Genomic DNA, 13,382 nt, shown 5'->3' with positions numbered 1-13,382 from the left:
GTTTCGCGGTGATCTCAGGTCGGCTGCAGCTTCTGCTCAAACACCGCCACCCCCTCCAGATCCCGCAACACCACGCTCATCTCCCCGCTCTGCCCCTCGATGTTCACCTCGCCGAAAAACTGAAACCCGGCAAACGGTGAAGCGTTTTGCGTCGGGGGCGCTTTCTGGAACACCACTTGCGGGCCGAAGGTCTTGTCCAGCGGATTGGGGCCGAAACTGCCGGCGTTCAACGGCCCTGCGACAAACTCCCAGAACGGTTCGAAATCCTGGAACGCCGCGCGATCAGGGTGATAGTGATGCGCCGCGCAGTAATGCACGTCCGCCGTCAGGAACACGAAATTGCGCACCTGATGTGCCCGCAGGAACCCGAGCAATTCGGCCACTTCCAGTTCGCGCCCCTGGGCCGGACCGGGATCGCCGTTGGCTACCGCTTCCCAGCGCGCAACACCTGGACTGACTTCACCGTCGGGCACGCCGAGACCGATCGGCATGTCGGCGGCAATCACTTTCCACTGGGCTTTCGAGGCCTTCAATCCACGCTTGAGCCAGTTCAGTTGCTCGCGTCCGAGGAACGGTTTTTCCGCCCCGAGATTGTCGTCGTTGGCGCCGCGATAACTGCGCATGTCGAGCACAAACACATCGAGCATCGGCCCGTAACTGAGCTTGCGATAAATCCGCCCGCCGCCATCGGCCGCCTGCAAACGCATCGGCGCATATTCGAGCCAGGCCTGACGCGCACGGCCGACCAGGGTGTGGATATTTTTTTCCTGATAACGCTCGTCGAGCTGCTTGCCCGGCGACCAGTTGTTGACCACTTCATGGTCGTCCCACTGCCAGATCTGCGGCACTTCGGCGTTGAAGCGACGGACGTTTTCGTCCATCAGGTTGTAGCGGTAATTGCCGCGATAATCGTCGAGGGTCTGGGCGACCTTGCTCTTGGCTTCCGTGGTGAGGTTACGCCAGATCCGGCCACCCTCGGTGGTCAGCTGCGCCGGCACCGGGCCGTCGGCATAGATCGTGTCGCCGCTGTGGATAAAGAAGTCCGGCAGGCGCATGCGCATGGCTTCATAGATGCGCATGCCGCCGATATCGGGGTTGATGCCGAAGCCCTGGCCGACGGTGTCGCCGCTCCAGACGAAGCGGATATTGCGCCGCGCCGTCGGTGCACTGCGCAAGTGGCCGAGCCACGGCTCGCTGGCAACGCCGGTGCGGGCGTCCTTGAAATACACGCGGTAGAAAATCGCCTGATCAGCGGGCAACCCGGTGAGTTCGACGCGGGCGGTGAAATCGCTGCGGGCATCGGCCAGCGCCGAGACGACTCGGCGCGGATGACGGAACTGGCTGCGGGTGTCCCACTCCACCACCATCTGTGCCGGGCGGTCGGCGCGGCTCCAGATCATCGCGCGGTCACCCTGCAGGTCGCCGGATTGCACGCCGTCAGTCAGTTGCGGTCGATCCTTGACCGACGCGATCACGGCCGGCGCCAGCCCCGGCATCAGCAGTCCGGCGCCGACGGCTTGCATCACGCGCCGGCGACCGGGATTGAAATCGCTCATGGTGTTCTCCCTGAAAAAAGGAAAACTTAAGCACCGCTAGATGAAAAGGGTGTGACACCTCACGCCTTCGCGGGCTCCAGCGCCAGTTCCACGGCTTCCGGGCGTTTGACCAGCGCATACACCACCGCCGTCAGCAGACTGCCCGCGACAATCGCCAGCAGGTACAACAGCGCATGGTTGATAGCATTCGGAATCGCCAGCACGAACAGGCCACCGTGGGGCGCCATCAGTTTGCAGCCGAAGTACATCGACAGCGCACCGGTCAGCGCACCGCCGGCAATGCTCGCCGGGATCACCCGCAAAGGGTCTTTCGCGGCAAACGGAATCGCCCCTTCGGAGATGAAGCACAACCCGAGCACCAGCGCCGCTTTACCGGCCTCGCGTTCGGTCTGGGCAAACTTGCGTCGGGCGATGAAGGTGGCGATACCCAGACCGATCGGCGGCACCATGCCGGCGGCCATGGTCGCGGCCATCGGTGCATAACTCTGCGAGGCCAGCAGCCCCACCGAGAACGCATACGCGGCCTTGTTGATCGGCCCGCCGAGGTCGACGCACATCATGCCGCCCAGCAGCACACCGAGCAGGATCGCGTTGGTGGTGCCCATGCTGTCGAGGAAATGGGTCAGCGCCGCAAGCATCCCGGCCACCGGTTTGCCGACCACGTAAATCATCACCAGTCCGGTGAACAGACTGGCGAACAACGGGATGATCAGAATCGGTTTCAGCGCTTCGAGACTTTGCGGCAGCGCCACATAGCGACTGATTGCTTTGGCGGCATAGCCTGCGATAAACCCGGCAACGATCCCGCCGATGAATCCGGCGCCCAGGGTGCTCGCCAGCAAACCGCCGATCATCCCCGGTGCGAGTCCGGGACGGTCGGCAATCGACCAGGCGATGTAACCGGCCAGCAGCGGCACCATCAATTTGAACGCGGTCTCGCCACCGATCTGCATCAGCGCCGCCGCCAGCGTGCCCTCTTCCTTGAACGCGGTGATGCCGAACACGAACGACAAGGCGATCATCAGACCGCCCGCTACCACCATCGGCAGCATGAACGACACACCGGTCAGCAGGTGTTTGTAGACGCCGCTTTTCTCTTGTTTGGCAGGGGCCTTGCCGTCGCCGGCAGCGTTTTCAACGACACCTTCGGCCAGGGCTTTTTTCAGCGTGGCTTCGGATTGCTTCAACGCAATGCCGGTGCCGCAGCGGTAGATTTTCTTGCCGGCGAAACGCTCGGTGGCGACTTCAATGTCAGCCGCCAGCAGCACTACGTCAGCCTCGGCAATCGCTGCCGCGCTCAGCGGATTTCGCGCGCCGACCGAGCCCTGGGTTTCGACTTGCAGGTCGTAGCCCAGACGCTTGGCGGCTTGCTGCAAGGCTTCGGCGGCCATGAATGTATGAGCGACGCCGGTCGGGCATGCAGTGACCGCGACCAGACGCGGCGCTTGCGCGCTGGCAACCACGGGCGGCGTTTCGTCAGCGACGTAAACCTGCGCCTCGACGGCGCCACGCCGCAGCACGTCTTCAACATCCTGCAGGGCTTGCGCCGGCGCAATCCGAAAGACTTTCTTGCCGATGAACCGGGTCATGTCCACCGGTCCCGTGGTCACCAGCAACACCCACTCGGCGGCTTCGATGGTGGCCGCTGACAACTCGCGTTCCGGGTGCGACGCATCCACCACTTCGACGCTGGTGCTCCAGCCCTGACGCTGGGCCGCGGCATCCAGCAGCCGGGCGCACAGCACACTGGTGACCATGCCGTTAGGGCAGGCCGTGACAATGGCTAACTTCATGACAAACCCTCTTATTGTTCTGTCAGGGGGCGCACGCGCACACCCTGTTCGAGCTGCGTCAGTTGCGCAGCATCGTGAATACCGAATCCGATCTGGGTCACTGCCTGCGCCGCAATCGCCGTGGCCGTGCGCAGGGTCTGTTCCGGCGTGTCGGCGCTGAGCAGACCGTGGAGCATGCCGGCCAGCAACGAATCGCCGGCACCGACCGTACTGGCGACGCTGACCTTCGGCGGCGTCGCATGCAACGCCGAGCCGACGCTGAACCAGTTCACACCTTCGGCACCGTGGGAAATCACCACGTGCTCGATGCCCTGAGCGTGCAGCCGATTGGCCGCTTCAGCCTGAGACGCGTGGGACACCACTTCACAGCCCAGCGCATCGGCCAGCTCTTCGGTGTTCGGCTTGATCAGCCACGGGCCGGCCTTGAGCGCCGCGCGCAAGGCGTCGCCGCTGGTGTCCAGGGCGACTTTCAGGCCCAACGTTTTCAAGCGTTCGACCAGTTCGCGCAACCACTGTGCAGTGACGCCGCGCGGCAAACTGCCGGCGACCACCACCGCGTCATGCCCCGGCGCGATCTGCACCAGTCGATCCAGCAACGCCTGTTGCGCCACCACGCCGACCATCGGCCCCGGGCCGTTGATGTCGGTGATGCGCCCGTCCTGTTCCGCGACCTTGATGTTGCTGCGGGTCTCGCCGGGCACCCGGATAAACGCATCGGTGAAACCGCGCTTGGCGAACAGGGTTTCGAACGCTTGCAGATTGTCTTCGCCGAGAAAGCCGCTGACCGTCAGTTGATGACCGAGGTCGGCCAGCACTTGCGCAACGTTGACGCCCTTGCCGGCGGCGTGGGTGTGCATCTCGTCGCTGCGGTTGACCTGACCGGCCTCAAGACGTGGCAACTGCACCGTGAGGTCCAGCGCCGGGTTGAGGGTCAGGGTGAGAATCTTGGCCATTACAGGGCCTCCACTAATGCGCGCACTTCGTTGGCGCTGCCCACGGCCAAGGCTTGTTGAGCAAGGGTTTGCGTTTGCGTCAGGCTGAGTTCGCGGATGCGTGCCTTGACCTCGGCGATGCTGCGCCCGGAGACGCTCAGTTCATCCACACCGAGGCCGACCAGCACCGGCACCGCCAGCGGATCCGCCGCCAGTTCGCCGCACACGCCGACCCATTTGCCATGGGCATGGGCCGCGCGCACGGTGATGTCGATCAGTTGCAGGACCGCCGGGTGCAGGCCGTCAGCCTGGGCGGACAGGGTCGGATGACCACGGTCGATCGCCAGCGTGTACTGGGTCAGGTCGTTGGTGCCGACGCTAAAGAAATCCACCTCTTTGGCCAGCACCGGCGCCAGCAACGCTGCGGACGGCACTTCGATCATGATCCCCAGTTGCAGGTCGGCGACCGGGATTTCCAGACGCAGGCGTTCGGTCATGTCGCGGGCCTGACGCCATTCTTCGACGCTGCCGACCATCGGGAACATGATCCGCAACGGACGGTTGTCCGCCGAGCGCAGCAAGGCGCGCAACTGCGCTTCCATGATCTGCGGACGCTGCAAGGTCAGGCGAATCCCGCGCACGCCGAGGAACGGGTTTTCTTCCTTGGCAATCGGCCAATACGGCAGCGGTTTGTCGCCGCCGACATCGAGGGTGCGTACCACCAGCGGGCGACCGGCGAGGCCGTCGAGGACGCGGCGGTATTCGGCTTCCTGAGTCGCCTCGTCCGGCGCCTGTGGATGAGCCATGAAAATCAGTTCGGTGCGCAACAGACCGATGCCTTCGGCGCCCTGCTCCACCGCGCTGATCACACCGGCGCTTTCACCGATGTTGGCGAACACTTCCACGGCGTGGCCGTCGGTGGTGTGCGCCGGTTGATGGCGTTGTTCGGCGGCGGCTTTCAAGCGTTGTTCGCGGGTGTCGCGTTCTTCGCTGGCACGTTGCAGGGTCGCGGCATCCGCGTCCACATGCAGGCGACCGCGCTGACCATCGAGCAGCAACGGCGTGCCCGGCTTCAGCAGCAACACCGCAGCGCCCGCACCGACCAGCGCCGGAATCCCCAGCGCGCGAGCCACGATGGCGCTGTGAGCGGTGGCGCCGCCACGGGCAGTGAGAATCCCCGCGACCCGCGCCGGATCCAGCCGCGCAACGTCAGACGGGCCGACCTCATCCATCACCAGAATGTACGGTTGCTCGGGCTCGGCGGGCGTCTGCACACCACACAGTTGCGCCAGCACCCGGCGACCGATGTCGCGCAGGTCGGCAGCGCGTTCGGCGAGCAACGCGTCCTGCAACGCTTCCTGTTGTTTTGCGGCGGCCTCGATCACGGCCATCCACGCCGCTTCGGCGCTTTCGCCCTGCTTGAGGCGGGTGTCGACTTCGTCGGTGAGTTCCGGGTCGTCGAGCATTTCCTGGTGGGTGATGAAAATCTCGCGGATCGCCTTGGCCTTGCTACGCTCGATCAGGCCCTGAATGTCCTGACGCACGTCGGACAGCGCTTGCTTGAGACGTTCGCGCTCGATGGCGGCAGACTCGCCGCGCAACGGGTAATCGATGGCTTGCTGGACCTGAATGTGGGCCGGGCCGATAGCGATGCCAGGGGCGGCAGGGATCGCTTGCAGCAGACTGCCGGAGGTCGGGGCGGTCAGCACTTCTGCGATGTCCGTAATCACTTCGCGCTGTTGACTGACTGCGGGCAACGGTTCGACTTCTTCGCCGAGGCCTTCTTCGATGGCGGCCAGCAAGGCCGGCAACGCATCGGCGGCGATGCTCGGTTCGGCGATGATTTCCAGCACCTGGCCGCGACGGGCGCCGAGGCTCAGCAGTTTGCTCAGGCTTTTCACCGATACGGCGCTGTCCTGACTGTCGACGATGCGCACACGAATCTCGCCGTCAAAACTTTTCGCCAGTTGCGCGAGGATCTTCGCCGGCCGCGCGTGCAGACCATGGGCGTTGGCCAATGCGATACGTGCGCTCGGCCAATCGGCCGGCAACTCACCGCCAAGCACTTCGAGGACTTTACGGCTGCTGGTGGCGCGGCCCAGTTCATGGCCGCGACCTTCGATCAGCAACGCGCACAAACGCTCGAGCAACGCCTGATGCGCTTCACCGAGGCTGGCCAGACAGAACAGACCGCTGAGCGGCTGGCCGAGGTAACGCATCGGTTTGTCCGGGGTGACGAAGGCCAGGCCCGGACGCTTCACGGTCTGTTCGCTGTGCAGCCACCACAGGCCATCGCCCAGCGGCAGCGCTTCGACTTGCTGCAGCACGCCGGCGAAACCGTTGCTCACGCAATCGGCCTGGCGCAGCAGACGCGCACCACGCCAGACCAGTTCTTCGAAATCGTCGGCGGATACGCCGAGGCCAATCATCTGCGCATCCAGCGCCAGCTCTTGCGGCGCGCCTTGCAGCAGTTTCAGCAACGCTTCAGGCGAACTGGCGCGGCGCAGGGCCTGGCCCAGATCGGTTTCACCGAGGGCGCGGGTCAGCAGTTGCAGCAGGCGCAGGTGTTCGTCGGATTTGGCCGCGATGCCGATGGCCAGATAAACGATCTGGCCATCGCCCCAGTCCACGCCGTCGGGGAACTGCATCAGGCGCACGCCGGTGGCGAACACCTGATCGCGGGTTTCGGGCGTGCCGTGGGGGATCGCAATGCCTTGGCCGAGGAAGGTCGAGCCCTGAGCCTCCCGGGCCTGCAGGCCGGCGAGGTAGCCGTCGGCGACCAGACCATCGGCGACCAGATGACTGGCCAGCAATTGCAAAGCGGCGGGTTTATCCACAGCCGACTGGCCCATGGATATCTGCTCTACAGTGAGCTCGAGCATGCGATCTCCTTTTTGGCGTCGTTTGACGCCAGGTATTGTTTTGAATGGTTGCAGCTTAGGCGCTGTAGGCCATCCTTTTCAGGAGGCAGTTTTGGCGGTTTCACGGCAGAACCGGCCAAAGGCGTCTAAAACGTAGAAAATACGCTTGCTGAAACGTTTAATCTAGATTGATCGGCACGTTACTCGATAATGTCCCATCCTTGAAGTCCAACTTGTCGGATGCGCTGAGACAATGGTCGCCTGCCTGAATCGGGTAGGATTGGCGAAAATGTCGCGGCAAGCTCGAAAAAACAAGGAAATCCCGGGTTGAAACTCAGTGATATCGCGCGGTTGGCCGGAGTGTCCGTGACCACCGCCAGCTACGTCATCAACGGCAAGGCCGAACAGCAACGCATCAGCAACGCCACCGTCGAGCGGGTGCGAGCGGTGGTCGATCTGCACGGCTTTACCCCCAATCCACAGGCAGCCGGGCTGCGCAGTCGGCACACCCGGACCCTGGGTTTTATCCTGCCGGATCTGGAAAACCCCAGTTACGCGCGGATCGCCAAACTGCTGGAGCAAGGCGCCCGGGCGCGGGGTTATCAGCTGCTGATCGCCAGCTCCGACGACGCGCCGGACAGCGAGCGACAACTGCTGCAACTGTTCCGCGCCCGGCGCTGCGATGCATTGATCGTCGCCAGTTGCCTGCCGGCCGGTGACGACAGTTATCGTCAGTTGCAGGCCAAGGGCTTGCCGATCATTGCCATCGACCGGGTGATGGATGCCGAGCATTTCTGTTCGGTGGTCAGCGATGACCGCGAAGCCAGCCTGCACCTGACCGAAAGCCTGCTCGACCCGCAGCCGAAGCAGATCGTGCTGCTGGGCGCCCGCCCGGAACTGAGCATCAGCCAGGAACGTGCGGCCGGGTTCAAGCAAGCCCTGGCCGGGTTCAAGGGCGAAGTGCTGATCGAGCACGCCGAATCCTTCAGCCGCGAGTGCGGCAAGCAATTGATGGAAGAACTTCTGCAACGTCTCGGGCATTTGCCGGATGCGCTGGTGACCACGTCCTACGTGCTGCTGCAGGGCGTGTTCGACGCGCTGCATGACTTCCCGCTCAAAAACCGCCCGTTGCGCCTCGGCACATTCGGTGACACCCAGTTGCTCGACTTCCTGCCGCTGCCGGTCAACGCCATGGCCCAGCAGCACCAGTTGATCGCCGACAAGGCGCTGGAACTGGCGCTGGCGGCGGTCGAACAATCGGACTACCAGCCCGGCGTGCAGGCCATCGCCCGTACCTTCAAGCAGCGTATTCACCGGGACTGAGCCGTGGAGCTGATCGACAGCCACACCCATCTGGACTTCCCTGACTTCGACGCCGACCGCGCGGCGCTGCTCACCGAAAGCCGCGCCCTCGGGGTGCGGCGAATGGTGGTGCTCGGGGTCTACGAGGGTAACTGGCAACGGGTGTGGGATCTGGTGCAAAGCGATGCCGATCTGTACGCGACCTTCGGTTTGCACCCGGTCTATCTCGATCAGCATCGGCCGCAAGACTTGCTGGCACTGGGCGACTGGCTGACACGGCTAAAGGGTCATAGGCAGCTGTGCGCGGTCGGTGAAATCGGCCTGGATTACTTCATCGAAACCCTCGACCGCGAACGCCAGCAGGCGCTGTTCGAAGCGCAGCTGCAACTGGCGGCGGATTTCGAATTACCGGCGCTGATCCACGTACGGCGCAGCCATGCGGCGGTGATCGCCACGCTCAAGCGCTTCAAGCTCAAACGCGCCGGGATCATCCACGCCTTCGCCGGCAGCCGTGAAGAAGCGCGGGAATACATCAAGCTTGGTTTCAAACTCGGCCTCGGTGGTGCACCGACCTGGCCGCAGGCGTTGCGCATGCACCGGGTGCTGGTCGACTTGCCGCTGGATTCGGTGGTGCTGGAAACCGACTCACCGGACATGGCGCCCGCCATGTACCCCGGCGTGCGCAATACGCCGGCGCATCTGCCGGCGATCTGCGACTCACTGGCCACTTTGATGAACATCAGTGCGCAACAACTCGCCGCCGCCAGTACCGCCAACAGCTGCGACGTGTTCGGCTGGTAGTCAGTCGGCGTGAGCCTTGGCCGCGTCGAGAATCAGCGTCAGGTGCTGGCGGTGCCGGGCATAACGAATCACCGCGAAGTACACGAAAATCGCGATCAGCGATCCGTTCAGCTGCTCGGTGACGCTGAGCAGACCCACCCATTCCATCACCAGGGCCACCAGCAGCGCGGTGCACACCGTCACCAGCGCACTGGCGCGCAGCAGGCCAAGTGAATCGAGCGAACGAAAGCGTTTGATCTGCTTCGGGCAGCGCAGCTCCAGGCTTTTTTGGCAGTGGGCGCAGGTGAACGCTTCGTGGATCGAAATGGCATTCAGTTGCCAGGGCTTGAGCACCAGCGTGGTCTGGCAGTGGGCGCAGCGGCCCTGAACGCCCAGGGTTGCGACGGACATGTGCGATCTCCTCCAAGTGGTCAATGAATTGATCTTGGTTCATTGAAGCCGAAAAACCAGCGCCTGGAGGAAAACAGGATTGGGCTTACAGATGTAGGCAAAAAAGTACTACAAGCCATTCCGAAAAAACCTGCCTCACAGGAAGCAGGTCGCTTCAAACCCGGAAGGCGCTGATCAACTGCTTCAACTCGACCACCTGCGCCGACAACGCACGGCTGGCGTCTTCGGTCTGATGCGCACCTTCTGCGGTGCGCTCGCCGGCACGGTTGATCTCGACGATGTTCTGGTCGATATCGTGGGCGACGGCGGTCTGCTGCTCGACAGCGGCGGCGATCTGCTGGTTCTGGTCGACGATCATGCCGACAGCGCCGAGGATGTTTTCCAGCGCCTGCTGAACTTTCTCCGACTGCCCCACCGTGCCGTTGGCCATCTGATGGCTGACGCCCATGGCCTTCACTGCCGCGCCGACGCCGCCATGGAGCTTGGCGATCATCTGCTCAATTTCTTCGGTCGATTGCTGAGTGCGTTTGGCCAGCGTGCGGACTTCGTCAGCGACCACGGCAAAACCGCGCCCCTGCTCACCGGCCCGCGCAGCCTCGATCGCGGCGTTGAGCGCCAGCAGATTGGTCTGTTCGGCGATGCTCTTGATCACTTCCAGAACGCGACTGATCGACTGACTGTCGCTGGCCAACTGGTTGATCACCAGCACCGATTGATCGATTTCGCTCGCCAGTGCCGCGATGCTGCCCTGCTGCGATTCCACCAGTCCGCGCCCATTGATGGTTTCATCGTTCACGCTGTGGGCGCTGCTGACCGCTGCCGCCGCACTGCGTGCCACCTCCAGCGACGTTGCCGACATCTGGTTCATCGCCGTCGCCACCTGTTCGATCTGTGTGCGTTGCCCGGCGACCGCCTGATTGCTTTGCGCCGAGACGTTTTCCACCTGCCCCGCCTGCCGCTCGACCTCGCCAACGGTGTGGCCGACCCGTTCGATCAGGTCATGGATTTTCCTCACCGTACCGTTGAACACTTCCCCCAACTCGCCGAGTTCATCGCGGCTGTTGGCGTGGAAATTCACCGTCATGTCGCCCGCCGCGACTTTATCCATCATGGCGCCGAGGTTTTTCAGGGTGGCGCGGGTCGAGGCATAGAAGCCACCGTAGAGATAGAAAATCAGCACGAACACCAGCGACAACGCCACGGCTTGCAGCACCATGTGCGTACGGTTTTGCCCCAGGCGCTGTTGCAATTGGGTGTCGAGGAATTTTAGGGTGGCGTCGTTGAGCTGATAGGTCTGGTCCATCAGCCCGGTGAGCTGGTCATAAAAACCCTGCCATGGGGCGTCGAGGGTTTCGGCCATCACCACTTGTTCTTCGATCAGGGTGCCGGCCTGTTTCAGCGACGCCTTGCTGGCATCGGCCGGGGCGCTCAGGGAGTCACGGGCGGCTTTGCTCGAACCCAGCGCATCCTGCAATTTCAGGCCATATTCGGCCTGAAGCTTTTCGATCTGCACCAGCAACTCGTCGAAACGGGTGCTCGACGAACTGTTGAGAAAGCCCTGGCCCAATGAATACGAGCCCATCGCCCGACCTTCGCCCAAGGCCTGGGTGACGGCCGGCGTGATCGCGGTGATCAGCTCGCTGAGCTGGCGTATGTCGCTCTGGTTGTCGCGACTCAATCCGGCCTGACTGGCCACGATCTGGCTGAAAATCTGCGCATTGCCGAGCAATTTGCCAATCAGCGCACTTTTGCTTTGCAGAGAGTTTTCCGCCTGCTGGGCCTTGAAAGCGGCGATCATTTCATCGCGCTTGGCCTCGAAGAATTTGATCTGCTCCGGATCCTCGGTCATGGGCGTCAGCCCTTGCAGGCGCGCCAGAACGTTTTGCTCAAGACTGGTGATCTGCGCCTCGACATTGCCGGCCTTGCCGGACTGGCCGAGGGTGACGTTGATCTGCACCAGATTGTTGAGGGTTTCCAGATCCCGGCGCAGGGTCAGGCTGCTGCCCAGCAGGTCGAGGCTCTGCAGCTCCACCCGGGTGCCCTGGAATTCGCGATAGGAATCGCGCACCAGATAGAAATTGGTCACCAGCATCGGCACCAGGAACAGCACGCTGATCAGGCTGAACTTCATGCCGAAGCTCAAGCGGTTCATCAGCGAGACGGCGGGATAGAGCAAGCTCTTCACTGGAAGTCTCCCTTGGTTTTTTCTTGTTTTTATTGGCAGGCGCGGGGCGACAGCAGATAGCCACTATCGGGCGCTATCTCTGTATAGCTCAAATCGAAGGGAGGTTTTGTAACTTAAGGTTAACGAGGGGGATTGCCCCCCTCGTCACTCGAACGGCCTACGCCAGCACTGTCCACAGGGCAAATCCGGCATACCACAGCACCGCCGCCCGCAGCAGCAACTCCCACAGGCAGTCGAGGGTGTTGATGCCTTCGGGGCCGACAGCGGCCGGCGGGATTTCCCCGGCCGCGAGCCCGACCCTGTTGATCAGTTGCGCGGCGCTGATGTTCCAGTTCAGCAGCTCGTGCAGCATCACCCGACTGACCGCGACGAAATTGCCGACCAAGGCGAGGCTCGCCGCCAGCAGGCGCACCGGCACCCAGTCGAAGGCGTGACGCAGTTGCCCTGCCCGTTCGGCCACCGCCGGGTTCTGGGCGTTTTCCTCCGCCAGCGCCAGCAAGCGGTAACTCAGTGCCGCCACCGGACCGAGCAGGAAGTACCAGAAAATCACCGCAAAAAAGCTCTGGTAGGCCTGCCACAACAGATGCCGCTGCACTTGCTCCAGCAATTGTTCTCCGCTTTCGGCGCAGATGTTCAGATCACGCTTGGCCACATGGGCGGCGGCCTGCAGGTCCTCACGGCGCCAGGCGTCGCGAAACGGCCCGAGTTCGCCGAGCAGGTCACCCCGCCCCAGGCTGTAAATCACCACCAGCAAATGCACCGGCAATGCCAGCAGACCATAGGCCACCGGCTCCAGCACCAGCAGCAACAAGCCCAGCAATGCCACCGGCAGCAGCACCAGAACAATCAGCACCAGCCACGGCTGTTTCGCCAGCCCACCGGTTTCAAGCTTGTGCAGTTCGCGGATCCATCCGCCATCGCGTTGCACCCGTTGGCGCAGAGCCGAGAACTTCTCGATCCATACCGCCAGCAGTAACACCAGAAAACTCATTGTCCTTCCTCTTGTGCCAGGGCGGCGCGGTAGCGTGCCCAATCGAATGCGGGTCCGGGGTCGGTCTTGCGTCCGGGGGCGATGTCGCTGTGCCCGCAAATGCGCTCGACGGTGATCGCCGGGAACGCCGCCTGTATCTGCCGGGTCAGCACGGTCAACGCCTGGTACTGCGCATCGGTGAACGGCAGATCATCGGTGCCTTCCAGCTCGATGCCTACGGAAAAATCGTTACAGGTTTCCCGTCCCTCGAACACCGAAACGCCGGCATGCCAGGCGCGCTCAAGACAGGAGACAAACTGGGTGACCTTGCCGTCACGTTCGATCAGAAAATGCGCCGACACGCGCAGGTCGGCGATCCCCGCAAAGTAGGGATGTTCCGTGACATCCAGACGATTCTGGAAAAATTCCTGGACCTTGCCGGTGGCGAACTGTGCCGGCGGCAGGCTGATGTTGTGGATGACCAACAGGGAGACTTCGCCCGCCGGGCGTTCATTGAAGTTGGGCGAAGGGCAGACCTGCACCCCGTGACACCACCCGCTTGCGGGATCCAACTGCATACCGATTCCTTCAA

General features: G+C 63.0%; 10 protein-coding genes and 1 pseudogene. 2 read left to right on the top strand and 9 right to left on the bottom strand.

Annotated features, from left to right (window positions below):
• Positions 1 to 14: 14 nt before the first annotated feature.
• The 4 genes from PDR5_RS04060 to ptsP are packed head-to-tail and all read right to left on the bottom strand — an operon-like array spanning position 15 to position 7,163.
• Entirely contained in the window at positions 15 to 1,556 is a 1,542-nt protein-coding gene (locus tag PDR5_RS04060; RefSeq protein WP_064593349.1) for an alkaline phosphatase D family protein, read from the bottom strand.
• Positions 1,557 to 1,615: 59 nt separating this feature from the next.
• Complete coding sequence (locus tag PDR5_RS04055) at positions 1,616 to 3,349, bottom strand: PTS fructose-like transporter subunit IIB (protein WP_064593348.1); 1,734 nt, start codon at positions 3,347 to 3,349, stop codon at positions 1,616 to 1,618.
• 11 nt (positions 3,350 to 3,360) lie between these two features.
• Positions 3,361 to 4,302, bottom strand: a complete 942-nt coding sequence (gene pfkB, locus PDR5_RS04050; protein ID WP_064593347.1) for a 1-phosphofructokinase — start codon at positions 4,300 to 4,302, stop codon at positions 3,361 to 3,363.
• The gene (gene ptsP, locus PDR5_RS04045; RefSeq protein ID WP_064593346.1) at positions 4,302 to 7,163 is read right to left on the bottom strand and encodes a phosphoenolpyruvate--protein phosphotransferase; all 2,862 of its coding nucleotides are present in this window, start codon (positions 7,161 to 7,163) and stop codon (positions 4,302 to 4,304) included. Before ptsP ends, pfkB begins: the two co-directional genes overlap by 1 nt.
• Positions 7,164 to 7,469: 306 nt before the next feature.
• On the opposite strand from ptsP, the gene cra reads away from it, so the two are divergent.
• Positions 7,470 to 8,465, top strand: coding sequence for a catabolite repressor/activator (cra, locus tag PDR5_RS04040; protein WP_064593345.1), 996 nt, complete (start codon positions 7,470 to 7,472; stop codon positions 8,463 to 8,465).
• 3 nt (positions 8,466 to 8,468) lie between these two features.
• Positions 8,469 to 9,245, top strand: coding sequence for a TatD family hydrolase (locus PDR5_RS04035; protein ID WP_064593344.1), 777 nt, complete (start codon positions 8,469 to 8,471; stop codon positions 9,243 to 9,245).
• Here the strand turns inward: PDR5_RS04035 and PDR5_RS04030 are convergent, their stop codons facing one another.
• The 5 genes and pseudogenes from PDR5_RS04030 to ampD all read right to left on the bottom strand — a co-directional run bounded on the left by PDR5_RS04030 (position 9,246) and on the right by ampD (position 13,368).
• Positions 9,246 to 9,635 carry a hypothetical protein gene (locus PDR5_RS04030; RefSeq protein WP_064593343.1) on the bottom strand — a complete coding sequence of 130 codons (390 nt, stop codon included), beginning with the start codon at positions 9,633 to 9,635 and terminating at the stop codon, positions 9,246 to 9,248.
• 154 nt (positions 9,636 to 9,789) lie between these two features.
• The gene (locus PDR5_RS30430) at positions 9,790 to 10,494 is read right to left on the bottom strand and encodes a methyl-accepting chemotaxis protein (protein WP_371857714.1); all 705 of its coding nucleotides are present in this window, start codon (positions 10,492 to 10,494) and stop codon (positions 9,790 to 9,792) included.
• Between the two features lie 153 nt (positions 10,495 to 10,647).
• Positions 10,648 to 10,851: pseudogene (locus tag PDR5_RS30425) on the bottom strand (HAMP domain-containing protein); the annotation flags it as partial.
• 1,126 nt (positions 10,852 to 11,977) lie between these two features.
• Entirely contained in the window at positions 11,978 to 12,811 is an 834-nt protein-coding gene (ampE, locus tag PDR5_RS04020) for a regulatory signaling modulator protein AmpE (protein WP_039769185.1), read from the bottom strand.
• The gene (ampD, locus tag PDR5_RS04015; protein ID WP_011332414.1) at positions 12,808 to 13,368 is read right to left on the bottom strand and encodes a 1,6-anhydro-N-acetylmuramyl-L-alanine amidase AmpD; all 561 of its coding nucleotides are present in this window, start codon (positions 13,366 to 13,368) and stop codon (positions 12,808 to 12,810) included. Before ampD ends, ampE begins: the two co-directional genes overlap by 4 nt.
• Between the last annotated feature and the right edge of the window lie 14 nt (positions 13,369 to 13,382).

This window comes from Pseudomonas sp. DR 5-09 (assembly GCF_001655595.1).
Lineage (GTDB): Bacteria > Pseudomonadota > Gammaproteobacteria > Pseudomonadales > Pseudomonadaceae > Aquipseudomonas > Aquipseudomonas pharyngis.
This window is presented reverse-complemented; position numbering and strand designations above follow the sequence as displayed.

Bases quoted from the DNA above. Each gene is read 5' to 3' on its own strand.
- ptsP (WP_064593346.1), bottom strand. From the start codon at position 7,163: ATGCTCGAGCTCACTGTAGAGCAGATATCCATGGGCCAGTCGGCTGTG.
- PDR5_RS04030 (WP_064593343.1), bottom strand. From the start codon at position 9,635: ATGTCCGTCGCAACCCTGGGCGTTCAGGGCCGCTGCGCCCACTGCCAG.
- ampD (WP_011332414.1), bottom strand. From the start codon at position 13,368: ATGCAGTTGGATCCCGCAAGCGGGTGGTGTCACGGGGTGCAGGTCTGC.
- PDR5_RS30430 (WP_371857714.1), bottom strand. From the start codon at position 10,494: ATGTCGGCAACGTCGCTGGAGGTGGCACGCAGTGCGGCGGCAGCGGTC.
- pfkB (WP_064593347.1), bottom strand. From the start codon at position 4,302: ATGGCCAAGATTCTCACCCTGACCCTCAACCCGGCGCTGGACCTCACG.
- PDR5_RS04055 (WP_064593348.1), bottom strand. From the start codon at position 3,349: ATGAAGTTAGCCATTGTCACGGCCTGCCCTAACGGCATGGTCACCAGT.
- ampE (WP_039769185.1), bottom strand. From the start codon at position 12,811: ATGAGTTTTCTGGTGTTACTGCTGGCGGTATGGATCGAGAAGTTCTCG.
- PDR5_RS04060 (WP_064593349.1), bottom strand. From the start codon at position 1,556: ATGAGCGATTTCAATCCCGGTCGCCGGCGCGTGATGCAAGCCGTCGGC.